We start from the raw sequence: 18,368 nt of genomic DNA, 5'->3' as shown, positions 1-18,368 counted from the left end.
ATACTACTAGATTTCATTGTCAAATTTACCGCACTTTTTTCTCTTTGAGTTTATGATAAGCACTGCGATAATGACTTAAAAAATAATTGTTTTACACTAAATAAGATGACGCCAAATGTCGTTAGGCTTAGCGAAATAATTATTGCAAGTATCATTGAGTAGTTTTTCTTTAATTATTTTCACTCTTTTCAATTCACATCGGTTAAAATCTTTTTAGTCGCTACAACTTACAGGATTTTTATGCAAATTCAACGTTTCGAAAGTATTACACAAAAATACCCACAATTTCCTACCGCACTTTTAGCCAATGAAGCACTAACACAGGGGAGGGACTTTTTTGTTTTATACGGTACAAAATTGGACATAAGCACGCTAGAAAAATTTCAACAAAAGTGCGGTCAAAATTTTCAGATTTTTGATGTTTGGATGGTAGCACAAAATATTGTGGTTTTGTTGAAAGGGCAATGGGTTGCTGACTTCGTTAAATTTGCGAATGGTGTTGAAGTAGATATTGCTAAATTAGATTTCAGCCCTAAATTGTCTCAAGCAGGATTATTGGTGATGGATATGGATTCTACCGCTATTCAAATTGAGTGTATTGATGAAATTGCGAAACTAGTGGGTGTTGGCGAACTTGTTTCTGCGATTACGGAAAGCGCAATGAGAGGTGAATTAGATTTCGAGCAAAGTTTGCGTCGTCGAGTTGGTACATTAAAAGGTGCGCCAGAAAGCATTTTGCAGCAAGTTAGAGAGAATTTACCGCTAATGTCTGGACTAATCGAAACTATCCAAACCTTACAAAAATATGGCTGGAAAACCGCAATTGCTTCAGGCGGATTTACTTATTTTGCGGATTATTTGAAAGCGTTATTACAGCTTGATTTTGCTGCATCAAATCAATTTGATATTGAAGATGGAAAACTCACTGGCTTAGTTAAAGGCGATGTGGTTGATGCCCAATATAAAGCTAAAACATTGCAACATTTGTTAGAGGAATACCGTATTGATTCACAATATTCTATTGCTATTGGCGATGGTGCAAATGACTTGGCAATGATGAATGTGGCAGGGCTAGGTGTTGCGTTCCATGCTAAACCTAAAGTACAACAACAAGCGCAAATTGTGGTAAACTTCGCCGACTTAACCGCACTTTTATGCCTTTTAAGTGCCAATGATCGAATTTAATAAAACGGGAGAAGACCATGCCATCTTTTGATATTGTTTCTGAAATTACTTTACACGAAGTTCGTAATGCAGTGGAAAATGCCAACCGTGTGCTTAGCACGCGTTATGATTTTCGTGGTGTCGAAGCGGTAATTGAATTAAATGAAAAAAATGAAACGATTAAAATTACCACAGAATCTGATTTCCAACTTGAGCAATTAATTGAGATTTTAATTGGTTCTTGCATTAAACGTGGTATTGAGCATAGTTCTTTAGATATTCCTGCAGAAAGCGAACACCACGGTAAACTTTATAGTAAAGAAATCAAACTTAAGCAGGGTATTGAAACAGAGATGGCGAAGAAAATTACTAAATTAGTAAAAGATTCTAAAATCAAAGTTCAAACTCAAATTCAGGGCGAACAAGTGCGTGTGACAGGTAAGTCACGTGATGATTTACAGGCTGTCATTCAACTTGTAAAAAGTGCTGAATTAGGCCAACCATTCCAATTTAATAATTTTAGAGATTAGTTTTCAAATAAGGGCGAAATGTTGTCATAGTTTTTTGATAAAACTTGACGAACACCACTTTCAAGCGTAACATTCGCCCGATTTTTTAACGAGAAGGACACACACTTTGGACAGTCATAGTCGATACCGAATATCGCTCTAGACGCCCGCCTTTTTATTATCGGCGTGCGTTCGCCGGTAAATTTACCGCTATTTCGGCGTCTCTTAACGAAAACTTTGCGATTTTTAACCGCACTTTCGTTTCCTCTTTAATTTGTTCACTGTTAGCTGTTCATAATCCCACAAGGAGTATGAAATGATCAACGCGTTTGCTATCAATGATTCCCGCTTGGTTCGCATTGACGAAGACCAAACTGATCTCAATACTGCCATTTGGCTTGATTTACTTGAGCCAACAGGCGAAGAACGTGAAATACTACAAGAAGGTTTAGGTCAGAGCCTAGCCTCTTTTCTTGAATTGGAAGATATTGAAGCTTCCGCCCGTTTCTTTGAAGATGAAGATGGTTTACACCTGCACTCATTTTTTTATTGCGAAGATGAAGACAATTATGCTGATTTAGCGAGCGTCGCTTTTACTATTCGTGATGGTCGTTTATTTACGTTGCGTGATCGCGAGCTACCGGCATTCCGTTTATATCGTATGCGTTCACGTAGCCAGCGTTTATTAGAATGTAATTCTTATGAAGTTTTGCTGGATTTATTTGAAACGAAAATTGAGCAATTAGCGGACGTGATTGAAAATGTTTATGCAGATTTGGAAGAGTTGAGTCGTGTTATTTTAAACGGAAAACAAGATGAAGCCTTTGATGAAGCATTAAATACACTCACAGAACAAGAAGATACGAGTTCAAAAGTTCGTTTGTGCTTGATGGATACCCAACGTGCATTAGGTTTCTTGGTTCGCAAAACTCGCTTACCAACTAATCAGTTAGAACAAGCACGAGAAATCTTACGAGATATTGAATCTTTGCAACCGCATAATGAATCCTTGTTCCAAAAAGTAAACTTTTTAATGCAAGCTGCAATGGGTTACATCAATATTGAACAGAACAAAATTATGAAATTCTTCTCGGTTGTTTCTGTGATGTTCCTTCCTGCAACATTAGTCGCGTCTACTTATGGTATGAACTTTGATTTTATGCCTGAGTTACATTTTAAATATGGCTATCCAATGGCAATTGGATTAATGATCGCAGCCGCACTGACACCATATATTTATTTTAGAAGAAAAGGATGGTTATGATGGAATTATCCCAAACCGCATTATTTATCGGATCAATTATTAATCTTTACGCACTTGTATTAATCTTACGAGCTTGGTTGCAGTTTGCTCGTGTGGATTATTACAGTCCTGTTTCAACATTTGCAGTCAAAATGACTGATCCAGTATTAAAACCTCTGCGTAAAGTTATGCCAACGGTAAAAAATATTGATACTTCCGCATTACTGCTTGTATTTATTATTGGTATGTTAAAAGGTATTATTTATTTTGGCTTATCAGTAAATGTACTCTTAGTATTGGGCGTATTAACTGTATTGAAAAGCATTGGTTTAGCTATTTTCTATGTGCTTTTTATTGGGGCTGTTTTAAGTTGGTTTAATCGAGGTAATAATTCTATAAGTTATGCCTTTTATCAACTCTCCGAACCACTTTTAAAACCAATCCGTCGATTATTACCTACATTAGGAATGATTGATTTTTCTCCGATGGTCGTTGTGTTTATCTTATTGTTTTTAAACAATTTTATGCTTGATCTTCTAGGTGGGCTTTGGATTATCGCTGGTTAGATATTCATATTCCTTATTTGAATATGGCTTTATAAAAATATTGAAGATTTAGTTGGTAAGAATAGTATTTTCTATTCTTACCTTTTTATTTCGTTTTTAGAGGTTTTTGATTTTTATAATTCTTATAAAAGATATAAAATTCTTTTATAAAAATAAGGGGAAGTTTATTTACATTGACATTTAAATAGCAGAATTTATTGTCCTATTACCTAAAGTACCATCATCAATCGCTTCTTTTGGCGTCCCAATAACTTCGGCGATTTTCTCTCCATTTTTAAAAAACACAAATCCACCATTTTCCATTTTTGTCCAAGATTCATTTTTGGTTAAAGGAAATGTTGTGATGATATTGACCTTATCTCCTGCTTTTGCATAATAGCTAAAATCAATTACTCCATCATCATCAATACGGTGAGCTTTGCCAAAAGGTGCTTTTCGCATAACATAATGTAAGTTTGTTGAGCAATGTGCAATCATCCACTCGCCATTAGAAAGAATGAAATTAAACGTACCGTGTTGAGCAAGTTCTTTTGTTACTTTTTGAATTGCTTCAAAAATTTCCATTTCACTTGGTTTTTTGCGGAAAGTATTTTTAAGATATTCAGCCATATAACAGAAAGCAGCTTCAGAATCTGTAGAACCTATTGGCTGTAAAAAATGATCTGTCATATCTGGTAAGTTTTTTAAATTACCATTATGTGCAAAAACCCAGTTTTGTCCCCAAATTTCACGAATGAACGGATGGGTGTTTTCAATATTGACTTCGCCTTGTGTTGCTTTACGAATATGCGCAATAACATTAAGAGATTTAATATTATATTGTTTTATACAATCTGCGATGGGGGAAAGACTGGCTGCTTGATTATCACGAAAAATACGTACACCACGTCCTTCAAAAAACGCGATTCCAAAGCCATCTGAATGGCAATCTGTTAAACCTGCACGACGACGGAAACCTTCAAAAGAAAAAACAATATCCGTTGGCGTATTACAATTCATTCCGAGTAATTGACACATAACTTTAATTAGATATAACCTCACAATATGTGAGCGATTTAACACCATTATAGGGAGAATATCAAGAGAGATTTAATGAATTTTTATGTTGTATAGATATTAATGATAGAAATCTTATTTAATCTATTATTCTTTAAAAATCGAGATTTAACAGTCTCTTTCGGCTGATGTATTGTGGTACAAGCAAATAAACTCACAAGGACAACAACAAGCAATGCCATCTTTAATTTATTCATAAATACAAAATTCCGAGAAATAAGAAGTGCGTATAATAGAGAAAATTGGGGGCTGTGCAAGGGATTGGAATGAGACTAAAAAATGCAATAAAAACTGGAAATGTAATTCCAAACACACACAAAAAAATAAAATATGGAAATTAACTTCCAATTTTTGTACACTTTTTACAAATATGAAATTAACTTCCAATGAGTAAAACTATGATCTCTCGTGAAAATTATTTACAGCAACTGATTCAATTTAAAGATACTGATTTTATCAAAGTCATCTCTGGTGTTCGTCGTTCTGGTAAATCAGTGCTACTCATGCAATACCGTGATTACCTTCAACAACAAGGAATTTCTCCTGAAAATATTCTTTACCTCAATTTTGAGTCTTTTGAATATCAATGGGTGAAAGACGCTCAAGACTTCCAACAGCTTATTCAAGAAAAAATGCCGTCTTCTCAAGAGAAAATCTATTTTCTGATTGATGAAATTCAGTTTGTGGAAGGTTGGCAAAAAATCGTCAATGCGCTTCGCGTAAGTTTTAACACCGATATAGTGATTACAGGTTCCAATGCCAACTTGCTTTCTGGCGAGCTTGCGACTCTGTTAAGCGGTCGGTATGTAGAAATCAAAATTTACCCGCTTTCTTTCAAAGAATTTTTGCACGCCAAAAATGTGGATAGCCAATCAAGATTGGTCGATAAACTCTATTCGGAATATGAAAAATATGGCGGTTTCCCCAGTGTTGTGATGGCTGATGAGCCTTTAAAAGAAACGATTTTATCGGGTATTTTTGATTCCATCGTGCTAAATGATATTGCCCACCGAGCTGGAGTGAAAGACACGCATATTCTTAAAAGTGTAATTCTCTTTTTAGCGGATAACGTAGGGCAGTTGGTGAATCCAAGCAAAATTAGCAACACGCTCAAGTCCGAACGTGTTCCCACTTCAAATCACACCATAAGCAAATATCTTGATTTGTTAGAAAATGCCTTTCTTTTTTATAAAGCAAAACAATATGATATTCGCGGAAAAGGTTATTTAAAAACCAATGCCAAATATTTTATTGTGGATAACGGGTTAAGACGACACGCTATCGGCAAAAAAGGTGCAAATTATGCTAATCGTTTAGAAAATATCGTTTTTATTGAATTGCTAAGACGAGGTTATAGCGTAGATGTGGGCAAACTCGACAGCAAAGAAATTGATTTTATCGCCCGAAAAGCCGATGAAATTCTATATGTGCAAGTCGCCTTTGAAATCCCTGAAAATACCCACGAAACAGATAATCTTTTGCATATTAAAGATAACTATAAAAAGATCTTAATTACGGGAAAATATTACGAACAAACAGAGATTGATGGGATTGAAGTGATTTATGTGGTGGATTGGTTGTTGCAATAAATCCAAAAACGTTGAAAATTTTCACCGCACTTGTTGTGATTAATGTTTGTGGAGGCATGCATTTTCTAATGCGTGTCCTAAAAGTAAATAAAGTGCGGTCAGTTTTTCAGGTGTTTTTAGTGAAATAGGGTACACGCTGGGAAGCGTGCACAACCGAGATGATCTGATAAAGAAAGATAGCGCCAGCGTCCTCGCTGGTGCTATTTAATAAAAACATAGCAAATTTTATTCATAACCGTTGGCAGATCTAATATTCAAAATCCGTTGGATTTTCTGACCGCACTTTTAGATGAGAGGCACAAGCGAGGACGCTTGCGCCATCATAGGGAGGGTGGAAGAGAATTAAATATTAGCTTTTTGTTTTAAATAGTTCGAGAAATCAGGGTCAATGCTTAATAAAAAAGCTAAAGTACCTTTAAATTTATCTAAACTTTCCTGATCTAACAATCTTAAACTTGCTTTATGAGCAATAACTCTTAATTTTCTCTTTTTCTCTCTTCCAATGCTTATTTTTCCATCATTAGAAATTACTAATCCGGTTAATGTTCTATTGTGTTTACGTGATGTGAAAACTGTTTTTTCAGAATTTATTTCTAATTTTTTTGGGTAATTTAAATTTTTGCAGATTATTTCTATTTCTTCTAGCAATTCATCAAGGATGTTTGGATTGTTTGTGGAGAAAGCGAGATCATCAGCATATCTTGTATAGGTAACGCCTATATTTGCACAAAGTTGAGAGATTTGATCATCAAAGTCAATCATAATAATATTCGATATAAAGGGAGATGATGGTGCACCAATTGATAGATAAAGTTCTTTGCTCTCAGAGGTTTTATTTTTGCAAAAAAATATATTTGTTAATAAATGTCTTTCTTCATTTGATAAATCACTTTTTTTATCTTCTAGAAAATGTAAAAAATCAATACCCTTAATAGAGTTAAAAAAATTTTTGAAATCTATTTTTAATAAATATTTGTTATTTGAATGTGGTAAGACAAAATCTTTTATATTTTTATTTTTAACATAAGCTATTGCTGATGGATGAATTTTATATTTAGATAAGTATTTGTTTAGAGCCCAGGATTGTAATATTTTTAGGCTTCTGGTAGGTTCTGCTATTTCTCTAGTCCCACCATGACGCTTTTTTATATTATATGATTTATAACGACTAGGTGAAGAGTTTATAAAACTTAAAATTTCTTTCTCATTCAATGAGAATTTTTCTTTTAAATCATTAATTAACATTTTTTTCCACTAATTTCTATTTTGAATGATGATCTTTCAAACCTTTTTGGTTTGTTTGCCTGATAATTAATACAACTAACATAGTCTTTTATAGCTATACTATAAAGTTTATTATTTCCAGAGTTTTTAATTGATATCAATTCCAGTAAATCTAATATTGTGATTATATTTGTTATTTCTTTGGTATTTAAACTAATTCCAAATCCCTCGATAATATCTATGTAGAAGGATTTTGTTTTAGATGGGAATAAATCAATAAGATCTAAAAGTAGTAGAATTCTATGATGTCTGTTATTACAATTAAGTTTAGTATTTGGATTGCCAGCATCAGTGATTATATTCAGAAAATGATCTGAGATTTCTTTAAATAATCTATTTAGTTGTTCAGGAGTGTATGAATGAATAAATTCATCTTCTAAACTCCAGATATTTGTTAGTTCTTCAGATAATTCATTTTCTCTAATTTTCCTTATGGCTCCATAATTAAAAAAACTAGAATTATCATCCTTGATATATTTTTCAGGAGCTATGATTAATATATTTTTATGTAACTCTGTAATATTAGAAAACATTCCAATTTCTGTATGGGCACCAATACTTTCAGAAAAGATTATTACACCTTGGGATATAGAAGCAATGTCCAGTTCAAAATCAACTAAATTTGAGTATTTATTAAAATTTAACCATTGCGGATAGGATTCAGGAACAGTTAGATTATCAACGATATCATGACTAATAGTCTTACTCCATTGTATAAAACCTGCTCGAAATGAAGTGATTTCATTATAAGGGCGAAAATTTTCATGAGTAGGGCTCAATGGATCTTTGATTTACTCTATTCTTTTTATGGATTCAGCTCCAGAACCAAAAACCCAGATAAAAGGTAATTTGTATTTTATCTGGGTTTTATTAGGATCAATTAACTCAAAAAAATATTTTTTAAGATTTTGCATTTTATTGCACTAACTACCTAAATGAGCGAGATAAAGGAAAAATTTCCGTGTAGCGAGGCGGGCGGAAATTTTTCCTTTATCTCGCCACAATTGGAAACAATTAATATTCAGTCTGGCGATTCGCCCGACAATAGATAGAATTTTCTACCAAAACGCGTAATTAGCTTAGTCATTATAATTCTAAAGATAGTATGAGAAAAGCTTTATTTACTTCATCGCCACACCCAACCATTTCATCATCTCTCTCTCATCCCAACCTTTACGTTTGGCATAATCTTGAGCTTGGTCTTCATCAATGCAACCTAAGGTGAAATAGTTACTTGCAGGGTGGGTGAAGTACCAACCGCAGACGGAAGCTGCCGACCACATGGCGTAGCTTTCGGTGAGTTTCATGCCGATGCATTGTTCGACTTCTAATAAATCCCAAATCAGGGCTTTTTCCGTGTGTTCCGGCCAGCTTGGATAACCCGGTGCAGGTCGGATGCCAACATAATTTTCATTAATTAACCCTTGGTTGTCAAATTCTTCTTGCGTGTAGCCCCAAATGCGGGTGCGAAGCTCAAAGTGCAGGTATTCTGCCATGGCTTCAGCGAGGCGATCGCCTACGGCTTGTAGCAAGATAGCGTTGTAGTCATCGCCTGCCGCTTTATAGCCTTCCACTAACGCCATTTCTTCAATACCAGCGCAAACAGTAAACATGCCGAACCAGTCTTTTTTGCCGCTTTCACGATCAGCAATGAAATCACTTAAGCAGAAGTTAAATGGGCTTTTGCTGTTTTTGCCACGTTCCGTTTGTTGGCGTAAGCCGTAAGCGGTGCCAATGGTTTGTGTGCGTTCTTCATCAGAGAATAGCACCATATCATCGCCCACGCGTTCCGCAGGGAAAATGCCTAAAATGCCGCTTGGGTTGAGTTTGTGGTTTTGTTCTAATTCATCTAAAACCACTTGTGCATCGTTCCACACTTTGCGTGCTTCTTCGCCACCTTCAGGATAATCAAAGGCATCCGGATAGCCGCCCATCAAGCCCCAAATACGGAAGAATGGCGACCAGTCGATAAATTTGCGCAACTCGGCAATTGGTACGTTTTTAAATTCCACAATGCCCGTTTGTTTTGGCGTTGGTGGCACGTAATCTGCCCATTCACCACTAAAGCCATCAAAGAGATTTGCACGTGCTTCTTCAATGCTAAGCTGTTCACGTAGCGGTTTACTATTTGCAAAAGATTGTTGGATTTTCTCGTAATCCTTTTTAAATTGTTCCCATAATGCCGCACGGCTTTCTGGGTTCATCAATGTCGCACACACCGTTACCGCACGGGAGGCATTTGAGGTATAAAATACGCCGTGTTCTTTATATTTTGGATAAAGTTTAATTGCCGTATGTTCTTTAGAGGTGATAGCACCGCCAATCATCACAGGCAGCTTCAAGCCTAAACGGGTCATCTCGCCTAAGAAGTATTCCATCTCATCTAAAGAAGGGGGTAATCAAGCCACTTAATGCGATGATATCCGCTTTTTCATCAATAGCAGTTTGAATGATTTTGTCCGCCGGCACCATGACGCCCAAGTCAATCACTTCAAAGTTATTACATTGCATTACCACGCTTACGATGTTTTTACCGATATCGAGCACGTCGCCTTTTACGGTTGCAATCACCACTTTACCGTTGCTGGAACCTTTTTGTTTGGTGGCGTTGATAAATGGCTCTAAATACGCCACAGATTGTTTCATCACGCGCGCCGATTTTACCACTTGCGGCAGGAACATTTTACCATCGCCGAATAAATCGCCGACTACGTCCATGCCAGCCATCAACGGGCCTTCAATCACATCTAGTGGGCTTGGTAATGTTTGGCAAGTGGTAATCCCTTTCACAAGGGCGTGTTTTAAAAGTTCTCCCACTGGCCAAGTGCACCATTCTGCGACAGAATCGACCGCACTTTTCTTAAACTTCTCGCCTCTAAAATCGGCTTAGGTCAGTTTATATTTTTGGATCATCGTCCCCATCGCACCGTCTAAAATGAGAATGCGATTTTCTAGAGCTTGTTTAAGTTGAGCGGTTTTATTCACCATAATTATTTTGTTCCGTAAATCTTAAATAAATAACTACGGAATAATAGGTGTAAGGGCTAGGGGTGTCAAATGTTAGAAGGAAAGTGCGGTGGAAAATTAAGGTTTTTTATTTAAGTGTAATGGCTGCGACAAAACAGGTAATTTTACATTCTCCGCATCCATTGCAACGTTCATTATCAATCTCTAAAGTGCTGGAGATTGCTTGTTGTGGGCAAGCGGTTTGGCAGTCTGGACAGGTTTGATTTTGTAGGATTAAACAGGCTGAGGAAAATTGTGGACGAAGTAATGTATCCGCTGGAAAATTAGGATGTAGTGCATTTGTCGGACAAACTTCTGCGCATTTACCACACAAATCACAAGGTGCGTAGTCAATTTCAAGGGTGGCTTGTTGCTGTTTTAGTTGAATTAAACCATTAGGGCAAGCTGAAGCGCATTCCCCACAACCATTGCAGACGGCGGAAAATAAATCTTCTCGTGCTGAAAAGGGAGGACGAGATTGCGTTTTTTCCATTGTTGATTTTGTAGCTGGAAATACATGACGCAATAGTCCTCTACGAGAAATGTGATGGTGGCTTAAATAAGCCTGATAATAGGCTTCGTTTTTCATTATCGATAAAATCTTACTGTCGGTATATTAATATGTAAATCTACTTGCCATTGTTGTAAAGTTTTTAGGGTAAGTAATGCAAGAGCTTGATAAAAATCAGAATTTTCTATTTTGCTTAGTTGTTCAAGGAAATGATACGCCCAAGTTAAGAAGTGTTCACGTAGAAATTCGATTAATAAGTGCGGTCGATTTTCTGCTAAATATGCAGCAAGCATTAGCATTAAGCCAATATGATCTTCTGGTTCATCTTGTTGTGTTTGAAATGCGATTTGATGTTGTTGTAAGAAATCGCGTAATGCTAAGAGAGAATTACCAAAAATAACACATTCAGGATCAAGATATACGGATCCCCAAGGTGGCGTAGGTAATTCATTTGGACCAATAAATAAATACTGATATTGTTCAGTGATATTTTGTTGCAGCCCTTTTTCAATAAGTGCGGTGATTTTTTTATGTGTTTTTACATCAAATGAAATTTCCCATTCCTGCATCCAATTTGGTTGGCGAAAGAATGTCAAAATATCAGTAAGTCGTGCATCATTAGGCTCATAGTAAAATACTGCACCGAGTAAACGCCCATAAATAGAAATTTGTTGAAGAGTATTTTGCATAGTATCTCCGAAAACAATTTGTCATTAGTGAATGGGGATATGAGGGTTGGTTAAATATTACTAATTAACGTTTCTAAAAATTGAGGCGTATGCTATACGCCTCAACATAATTTAACCACCAATCGCCATACCGTAAGTCATATGTAATCCATAAAATAATACGCGACCGATGCCTTCAGCTACTAACGTTAATAGAACGGAAATACCTAATAGTCCTATGTTTTTCACTCGGAATAAGAGGAAAGCTACAATGGAAAGTAAACATAAGCGAGTTACGGTCATTATGGCATAATTTGGTACGAGGTCAGCGGCATTTTGAATAGCACTGTGAATATTGTGTAAATTGAAGCCTTGATATATGGCGACTATTGCGACCAATAATACTCCAATGGCAAATAAACTTGGCAGACGCTGAAGCTGATATTCACGTTGTTTATTAGGGATTAATAACGCATAGCTCAATGTTAATCCACCTAATACAACGGTAAGATAGAATGACCAAGAGGTTAATGCATTATTCCAAGTTGGTATGCTTGTAATATGGTAAACCTGATTCATTACATACATAAATAGTATGCCGATAAGGGCGGTCACAATTCGCCATACATTTCCAAGTGAAGCTGGCATTTTACCTAAAATTGCAATCAGCCAGTAGAAACCTGCTAATGCGAAAAATATTGCACCAGTGGCAATTTCATTACTCATCATTGATGAGCCGACTCTATTAAGTGAATTAAATGCACGTATAGGTAAGCCAAGATGCATAATGGAAGCAATAAATCCAATACCTAGCAAAGCCAAAATCACAAACATTACTTTATGAATATAAGTGCGACTTTTTGTATTTTTCTCATTTAATAGTACAAATGTGAAAACAAGCCAAGCACCGACCGCACTTTGTGCCAAAACTGTAAAAAATACTAGTGGCAGTTCATATAATCCTGTATTCATCTTACACCTCTCTTGGGTTTCCTAAGAACCCACTTGTATCGCTACTTAAACGAGCGTGTTTATTGGGTTTTACCACTAAATTTGGTTGAGTGATATCAGCCGGTGGTAGTGGTGCGATGGAGGCTTGAGTGCCGTATTTTGCTCGAAGTTCATCAATAGGAGCGAAATCCAATGCACGTAGTGGGCAGGCATCAACACAAATCGGTTTTTGACCTGATTTTACGCGAGAATAACATCCATCACATTTTGTCATATGACCTTTTTGTGCATCATATTGCGGTGCATCATAAGGACACGCCATATGACAATAACGACAACCGATACAAATTTCTTCATTGACGATCACGAAACCATCTGCATTTTTGTGCATTGCACCAGTTGGGCAAACTTTTGTACAAGCAGGATCTGCACAATGATTACAAGAAATAGACATATAATAAGCAAATATATTTTGATGCCAGCATCCATCTGCTTGTTGATTCCACTGACCACCTGTATATTCATAAATACGACGAAAATTGACTTCTGTGCCAAGATCTTTGTAATCCTTACAGGCTAATTCACAAGTTTTACATCCTGTGCAACGTTCAGAATCAAAATAAAAACCATATTGTTCCATAATTATCCCCCTACAAACGTTCCACTTGAACTAAATTAGAATGTTGCGGATTACCTTTCGCAAGCGGTGATGGGCGTTGTGTCGTAAGTACATTAATGCAACCTGAATGATCGATACGATCTTTATCTGGTGCATACCAAGCCCCCTCGCTTAATGCCACAACCCCCGGAATAATACGGGGTGTAATTTTTACATTAATACGTACTTCGCCTCGATCATTAAAGATACGAATCATATCGCCATTTTTAATATTACGAGGTTCTGCATCAATAGGATTCATCCAAACTTCTTGTGGATTAGCTGCTTTTAATACATCCACATTGCCATAAGTTGAATGGGTTCTCGCTTTATAGTGAAAACCACTTAGTTGTAACGGATATTTTTCCATTAATGGATCACCGTAATGCTCAAAACTTTGGGTGTGAATAGGTAAGGGATGAATTACGTCATCTTCTGCTAATTTCCAAGTTTTTGCTATTTCAGCTAGACGAGAAGAATAAATTTCAATTTTGCCAGATGGCGTTTGAAGTGGATGGGCTTCTGGATTATCACGGAAATCTTTGTATGCAACTTTAAAGCCATTAGGATCAACTTTTTTAAAAATACCTTGTTGTCTAAATTCTTCAAAAGTAGGTAATTCAGGTAATTTTTCTCGAGATTGCTCATAAATATGGCGTAACCACTCTTCTTGTGTTCGTCCTTCAGTAAATTTTTCCTTTACGCCCATTTTCTCAGCTAAATCACTCAACATATCGTAAATAGGTCTACATTCAAAAGATGGTTTGATCACTTGATCTGCAAAAATGACATATGCCATATTGGATACAAAGGCATCTAAAGCGAAATCCATTTGTTCTGAAGTTGTACAATCTGGTAATAAAATATCACTGTATTTGGCAGTAGATGTCATATGATTATCAATAGTAATGATCATTTCACATTGCGTATCATCTTGTAAAATATCGTGAGTACGATTGATTTGTGCGTGTTGATTAATCAAACAGTTACTTGCGTAATTCCAAATTACTTTAATTGGGGACGATAATTTATCAACACCGCGAATACCATCTGTAAGTGCGGTCATTTCTGTGCCTCGAATAATTGCATCCGTCCATAAAAACATTGGAATGCTTGCTTTCACAGGATTTTTTAGCGTTGGCATCCGCACAAATGGAATGCTATACGCACTTTCACGTGCACCAGTGTTACCACCGTGAATTCCAACATTACCTGTTAAGATTGGTAACATCGCAATGGCACGAGAGATTAATTCTCCATTACTACGACGTTGAGGCCCCCAACCTTGGGAAATAAAGGCAGGTTTTGTACTACCAATTTCACGTGCGAGTTTAATAATTCTCTCCGCCGGAATACCCGTGATTTTAGCCGCCCATTCTGGGGTTTTAGCGATACCATCATTACCATAACCTAAAATATAGGCTTTATAATGACCATTTTTAGGGGCATCCGCAGGTAATGTTTTTTCATCATAACCAACACAATATTTATCTAAGAAAGGTTGATCCACGAGATTTTCTTGAATCATTACATAGGCAAGGGCAGAAACGAGGGCTGCATCAGTGCCTGGACGAATTGGGATCCACTCATCTTCACGCCCTGCACCAGTATCATTATAACGAGGATCGATAATAATCATTTTGGCATTGGAACGAGCTTTGGCTTGTTCAATACAATAAGTTAAACCACCTCCACTCATACGAGTTTCTGCAGGATTATTACCGAATAACACTATTAATTTGGTGTTTTCAATGTCAGCCATTCCATTTCCCAATGCCCAACCACCACCATAGGTATAATCTAAACCGACAGCAATTTGTGCAGTGCTGTAATCACCATAATGGTTTAAATATCCACCAATACAATTCATAAAACGAGCGATCATAGTGGATGCAGGTGGCCAAGATTTAGCCATTGTGCCACCGAGTGTTCCCGTACCATAGTTTAAATAAATTGATTCATTGCCATATTTTTTGATATTGCGTTTCAATGCGTCTGCAATTTCAGTTAAAGCCTCATCCCAACTGATTCGTTTGAATTTGCCTTCTCCGCGTTTACCTATACGTTTCATTGGATATTTTAAACGGTCTGGGTTATATACTCGACGACGCATAGAACGTCCACGTAGACAAGCGCGAACCTGATGATCAAGATTATATGTTTCTGTCCCCGTATTATCGGTTTCCACATAAGTGATTCGGTTATCTTTTACGTGCATTCGTAATGGACAACGGCTACCACAGTTTACTGTACAAGCACTCCAAACAATACGTTCTTGATTATTTTCATTGAGGCGTTGTGTCTCTTTAGCCATTACATTGAAAGGTAAAGTAAGATTTGAAACTGCCAGTGCAGCTCCCGCAGATGACGCCTTGACAAAATCTCGGCGACTTATTTGATTAAAGTTACTCATTATATCGTTCCCCCACAGTCAGATTGAAAAATAACTAAAACGAGTTAATTATAATCTTTGTATAGAAGTTTTACTTGAGCCAAATCAATTAATCATTAATAGGTATATTATTTATAGGGTATTTTAGTAGATTGATGTTTTAATAAATTTTGGAATAACAAATTGACTATGGATTTAAAAACCCGTTAGCATAGTGGCGTATTAGTTTATCTAATATGTTAAGTTTAACTATTATTAACTAGAGGATCTCTTCATGAAGAAACTTATCGCAGTTGCGGTGCTTTCTGCATGTGGCTCGTTAGCTCATGCAAACACTAATATTCCAAACTACAATACAGACGCCCATCTTTACGAATTCACGCAAACCTATGATTTAGTTGTGCCAAAAGGCTCGCAAGGACAAACCAATTTATGGGTTCCATTACCATTTAATGGGGAATACCAACAAGTGAAATCGATTCACTTTGAAGGTAATTACATGAATGCCTATGTAACAGAAAACAATAAATACGGAGCGAAAACCTTATTTGCCACTTGGGATAAAGATGCACAAAAACGTGATTTAAAAGTCACGATGGTCATTGAAACAAAAGACCGTGAACCGATGGTGAAAGGTGCTTTAGAGAATTATACTCCGCCAAAAGATATTCAGTATTCCGTGGATGTACAAGAATACTTAAAAGCTACTCCACATATTAAAACTGATGGCATTGTGAAAGAATTTGCTGACAAAATCCTAGGTAAAGAAACTAATCCATTGAAGAAAGCAGAACTTATTCACCACTGGATCGTAAAAAATATGGAACGTGATAATTCTGTATTAGGTTGTGGTGACGGCGATGTAGAAAAAATTCTTACCACTGGCGTGTTAAAAGGTAAATGTACCGATATTAACTCTGTATTTGTGGCACTTGCTCGTGCTGCAGGCATCCCTGCTCGTGAAATTTTTGGTATTCGCTTAGGTACGGCAGAGAAAATGGGCAAATATTCAAAAGGTGCCTTCGGTAGTGCAAATGAACAAGGCATCGCAAACGTAAGTGGCGGTCAGCACTGCCGCGCTGAATTCTACCTTGCAGGATTTGGATGGGTACCAGTTGATTCCGCAGACGTTGCCAAAATGCGTTTAGCAGAGAAAAAATCTGTTGAAGATAAAGATACACAAGCCGTAGCAAAATATTTGTTTGGTAACTGGGAAGCAAACTGGGTGGGATTTAATCATGCCCGTGACTTCGATTTATATCCACAACCAGAACTGGCTCCAATCAATAACTTCGGCTATCCATATGCAGAAGTAGGTGGCGATCCGTTAAATTCCTTTGACCCAAAAGAATTTAAATATGACTACGTATCTAAAAAACTCTAATAAATCCTTTTGGGTTGCCATAGCCGCCGCACTAAGTGCTGCGGTGGCATCAACCTTGTGCTGCATCGCACCATTAATTTATTTAGTATTTGGTGTGTCGTCCACTTGGTTGATTGGCTTAGGCGAATATGATTATTTGCGTATTCCTATGCTTATCATTTCATTATGTGCCTTTGCCTATGGATTTTGGCTGTTGATGTTTTCCAAAAAAATCATTTGTAGCAAATATATTTCCCGTAAAAAACTTATCGTTTTATATTGGATTGTATTTATCGTGATGATTTTTTTCTTAACCTATCCAACAATTTTACCTTGGATTTTAGAATTAGCTAATTAGGAATAAAAATGAAGAAATTATGTACCGCACTTTTGCTTTCGCTGTTTGCAATTTCTTTCGCTCATGCGAATGAAACCAAACAAATTGTGCTAAAAGTGAATGAAATGAACTGCCAGCTTTGTGCTTATTTAGTGAATAAAGAGTTACGCAATATTGATGGCGTGATTTCCACTAAAGCCTCCATTAAAGATAGAACCGTTACTGTTGTAGAAGACCCCAAAGTGGCTGATGAGCAATTGATTAATGCCATTCACAAATTGGAATATACAACGGAAGTGATTAAATAAAGTGATAAAAAAATAAAAGTGCGGTCGATTTTTGAGAGGTTTTAAAACTCTTTAGAAATTGACCTCACTTTTTATCTTTAAGAATCGACTTATTTAATCATGCCACATGCCATACGTGGGCCGCCACCGCCAAGTGGAGCAGGATGATCTGAGTGGTTATCGCCACCTGCGTGAATCATAATAGAGTGACCACGAACTTCATCTAATTTTTTAAGACGTGGAGCTAAAACAGGGTTAGTTGCTGTACCATCATGTAATACTGTTAAAGCCGGTAAGTCACCTAAGTGAGCATCATCTTGCCATGGGTAACCATGTTGTTTTGCACCTTTAGAATCCCAGTGACCGCCAGCCGCTAAACCTGCTATTAATTTACCGTCTTTTTCTTTTGGTTCACAGCTTGGGTTTTCATAAATATGGAAACCATGTAAACCTTCAGCTAAACCTTGTAGATTTGGTGTAAACACTAAACCATAATTTGATTCAGTAATGGTTACAGTCCCTACATCTTTGTTACCATTTGCAGGATCTGATTGTTGTACTTTTACTTCGATGGAAGGATGTGCTGGTTTTGCCATATGGTCATGCGCATTTTCCACGCCAGCAGCACAAATTCCGCTGATTGCTAATGCTACGAGAGTTTCATTTTCATCATAAGCTTCTTTACTTTAGAAAGACTCAAATTGATTCTACCTAAATATCAATAAAAAATTATCTTTATATTAAAGACTTAACAATTAAACCAATTTTAGCTTTCTATCAATTT

The 18,368-nt window shown here is 36.6% G+C and carries 17 protein-coding genes and 1 pseudogene; 8 read left to right on the top strand and 10 right to left on the bottom strand.

Annotated elements, in window-relative coordinates; genetic code table 11:
* Nucleotides 1–240: 240 nt before the first annotated feature.
* The 4 genes from serB (at nt 241) to DQN24_RS08850 (ending at nt 3,482) form a co-directional block, all read left to right on the top strand.
* Nucleotides 241–1,185 carry a phosphoserine phosphatase gene (gene serB / locus DQN24_RS08865; protein ID WP_111695729.1) on the top strand — a complete coding sequence of 315 codons (945 nt, stop codon included), beginning with the start codon at nt 241–243 and terminating at the stop codon, nt 1,183–1,185.
* A 17-nt stretch (nt 1,186–1,202) separates the two neighbouring features.
* Nucleotides 1,203–1,694, top strand: coding sequence for a YajQ family cyclic di-GMP-binding protein (locus DQN24_RS08860; protein WP_005651674.1), 492 nt, complete (start codon nt 1,203–1,205; stop codon nt 1,692–1,694).
* A gap of 295 nt (nt 1,695–1,989) precedes the next feature.
* Nucleotides 1,990–2,937: a magnesium/cobalt transporter CorA gene (corA, locus tag DQN24_RS08855; protein ID WP_021034831.1), complete on the top strand. Its 948-nt coding sequence runs from the start codon at nt 1,990–1,992 to the stop codon at nt 2,935–2,937.
* On the top strand, nt 2,937–3,482 hold the full coding sequence (locus DQN24_RS08850) for a YggT family protein (protein ID WP_005665949.1): 546 nt from the start codon (nt 2,937–2,939) through the stop codon (nt 3,480–3,482). The genes corA and DQN24_RS08850 overlap by 1 nt, the downstream gene beginning before the upstream one ends.
* A gap of 180 nt (nt 3,483–3,662) precedes the next feature.
* On the opposite strand, the gene DQN24_RS08845 is transcribed toward DQN24_RS08850, so the two are convergent.
* Entirely contained in the window at nt 3,663–4,499 is an 837-nt protein-coding gene (locus tag DQN24_RS08845) for a class II glutamine amidotransferase (protein WP_005647819.1), read from the bottom strand.
* A 425-nt stretch (nt 4,500–4,924) separates the two neighbouring features.
* Between DQN24_RS08845 and DQN24_RS08840 the strand changes: the two genes are divergently transcribed.
* On the top strand, nt 4,925–6,127 hold the full coding sequence (locus DQN24_RS08840) for an ATP-binding protein (protein ID WP_020910139.1): 1,203 nt from the start codon (nt 4,925–4,927) through the stop codon (nt 6,125–6,127).
* Between the two features lie 342 nt (nt 6,128–6,469).
* Here DQN24_RS08840 and DQN24_RS08835 read toward each other — a convergent pair whose 3' ends face one another.
* The 8 genes and pseudogenes from DQN24_RS08835 to DQN24_RS08795 all read right to left on the bottom strand — a co-directional run bounded on the left by DQN24_RS08835 (nt 6,470) and on the right by DQN24_RS08795 (nt 15,618).
* The gene (locus tag DQN24_RS08835) at nt 6,470–7,372 is read right to left on the bottom strand and encodes a retron St85 family RNA-directed DNA polymerase (RefSeq protein WP_021034835.1); all 903 of its coding nucleotides are present in this window, start codon (nt 7,370–7,372) and stop codon (nt 6,470–6,472) included.
* On the bottom strand, nt 7,366–8,190 hold the full coding sequence (locus DQN24_RS08830; protein WP_111695728.1) for a retron St85 family effector protein: 825 nt from the start codon (nt 8,188–8,190) through the stop codon (nt 7,366–7,368). The genes DQN24_RS08835 and DQN24_RS08830 overlap by 7 nt, the downstream gene beginning before the upstream one ends.
* Before the next feature lie 342 nt (nt 8,191–8,532).
* A pseudogene (locus DQN24_RS08825) lies at nt 8,533–10,270 on the bottom strand (vitamin B12 dependent-methionine synthase activation domain-containing protein); the annotation flags it as partial.
* Nucleotides 10,271–10,505: 235 nt separating this feature from the next.
* Entirely contained in the window at nt 10,506–11,006 is a 501-nt protein-coding gene (gene napF, locus DQN24_RS08815) for a ferredoxin-type protein NapF (RefSeq protein WP_005669790.1), read from the bottom strand.
* A complete protein-coding gene (gene dmsD, locus DQN24_RS08810; protein WP_005669792.1) occupies nt 11,006–11,617 on the bottom strand; it encodes a Tat proofreading chaperone DmsD in 612 nt (203 codons plus the stop codon). The genes napF and dmsD overlap by 1 nt, the downstream gene beginning before the upstream one ends.
* Before the next feature lie 111 nt (nt 11,618–11,728).
* Nucleotides 11,729–12,568, bottom strand: a complete 840-nt coding sequence (locus DQN24_RS08805; RefSeq protein WP_005669794.1) for a dimethyl sulfoxide reductase anchor subunit family protein — start codon at nt 12,566–12,568, stop codon at nt 11,729–11,731.
* A gap of 1 nt (nt 12,569) precedes the next feature.
* Complete coding sequence (locus tag DQN24_RS08800) at nt 12,570–13,190, bottom strand: DMSO/selenate family reductase complex B subunit (RefSeq protein WP_227894344.1); 621 nt, start codon at nt 13,188–13,190, stop codon at nt 12,570–12,572.
* 7 nt (nt 13,191–13,197) lie between these two features.
* Entirely contained in the window at nt 13,198–15,618 is a 2,421-nt protein-coding gene (locus DQN24_RS08795; RefSeq protein WP_111695726.1) for a DMSO/selenate family reductase complex A subunit, read from the bottom strand.
* 253 nt (nt 15,619–15,871) lie between these two features.
* Between DQN24_RS08795 and DQN24_RS08790 the strand changes: the two genes are divergently transcribed.
* The 3 genes from DQN24_RS08790 to DQN24_RS08780 are packed head-to-tail and all read left to right on the top strand — an operon-like array spanning nt 15,872 to nt 17,605.
* On the top strand, nt 15,872–16,981 hold the full coding sequence (locus DQN24_RS08790) for a transglutaminase-like domain-containing protein (protein ID WP_014550950.1): 1,110 nt from the start codon (nt 15,872–15,874) through the stop codon (nt 16,979–16,981).
* The gene (locus DQN24_RS08785; RefSeq protein ID WP_005656013.1) at nt 16,956–17,318 is read left to right on the top strand and encodes a mercuric transporter MerT family protein; all 363 of its coding nucleotides are present in this window, start codon (nt 16,956–16,958) and stop codon (nt 17,316–17,318) included. The genes DQN24_RS08790 and DQN24_RS08785 overlap by 26 nt, the downstream gene beginning before the upstream one ends.
* An 8-nt stretch (nt 17,319–17,326) precedes the next feature.
* Nucleotides 17,327–17,605, top strand: coding sequence for a heavy-metal-associated domain-containing protein (locus DQN24_RS08780; protein WP_021034843.1), 279 nt, complete (start codon nt 17,327–17,329; stop codon nt 17,603–17,605).
* Between the two features lie 89 nt (nt 17,606–17,694).
* On the opposite strand, the gene sodC is transcribed toward DQN24_RS08780, so the two are convergent.
* A complete protein-coding gene (gene sodC / locus DQN24_RS08775) occupies nt 17,695–18,225 on the bottom strand; it encodes a superoxide dismutase family protein (protein ID WP_111695725.1) in 531 nt (176 codons plus the stop codon).
* Nucleotides 18,226–18,368: the final 143 nt, after the last annotated feature.

This window comes from Haemophilus influenzae (assembly GCF_900475755.1).
GTDB classification, from domain to species: Bacteria; Pseudomonadota; Gammaproteobacteria; order Enterobacterales; family Pasteurellaceae; genus Haemophilus; species Haemophilus influenzae_D.
The sequence above is the reverse complement of the archived record's forward strand: the minus strand, read 5'-3'. Positions and strand labels throughout refer to the sequence as shown.

Coding starts and splice junctions, on each gene's coding strand:
- corA (WP_021034831.1), top strand. CDS start 1,990: ATGATCAACGCGTTTGCTATCAATGATTCCCGCTTGGTTCGCATTGAC.
- DQN24_RS08850 (WP_005665949.1), top strand. CDS start 2,937: ATGGAATTATCCCAAACCGCATTATTTATCGGATCAATTATTAATCTT.
- DQN24_RS08785 (WP_005656013.1), top strand. CDS start 16,956: ATGACTACGTATCTAAAAAACTCTAATAAATCCTTTTGGGTTGCCATA.
- DQN24_RS08805 (WP_005669794.1), bottom strand. CDS start 12,568: ATGAATACAGGATTATATGAACTGCCACTAGTATTTTTTACAGTTTTG.
- DQN24_RS08835 (WP_021034835.1), bottom strand. CDS start 7,372: ATGTTAATTAATGATTTAAAAGAAAAATTCTCATTGAATGAGAAAGAA.
- DQN24_RS08780 (WP_021034843.1), top strand. CDS start 17,327: ATGAAGAAATTATGTACCGCACTTTTGCTTTCGCTGTTTGCAATTTCT.
- DQN24_RS08845 (WP_005647819.1), bottom strand. CDS start 4,499: ATGTGTCAATTACTCGGAATGAATTGTAATACGCCAACGGATATTGTT.
- napF (WP_005669790.1), bottom strand. CDS start 11,006: ATGAAAAACGAAGCCTATTATCAGGCTTATTTAAGCCACCATCACATT.
- DQN24_RS08840 (WP_020910139.1), top strand. CDS start 4,925: ATGAGTAAAACTATGATCTCTCGTGAAAATTATTTACAGCAACTGATT.
- dmsD (WP_005669792.1), bottom strand. CDS start 11,617: ATGCAAAATACTCTTCAACAAATTTCTATTTATGGGCGTTTACTCGGT.
- DQN24_RS08790 (WP_014550950.1), top strand. CDS start 15,872: ATGAAGAAACTTATCGCAGTTGCGGTGCTTTCTGCATGTGGCTCGTTA.
- DQN24_RS08795 (WP_111695726.1), bottom strand. CDS start 15,618: ATGAGTAACTTTAATCAAATAAGTCGCCGAGATTTTGTCAAGGCGTCA.
- DQN24_RS08860 (WP_005651674.1), top strand. CDS start 1,203: ATGCCATCTTTTGATATTGTTTCTGAAATTACTTTACACGAAGTTCGT.
- serB (WP_111695729.1), top strand. CDS start 241: ATGCAAATTCAACGTTTCGAAAGTATTACACAAAAATACCCACAATTT.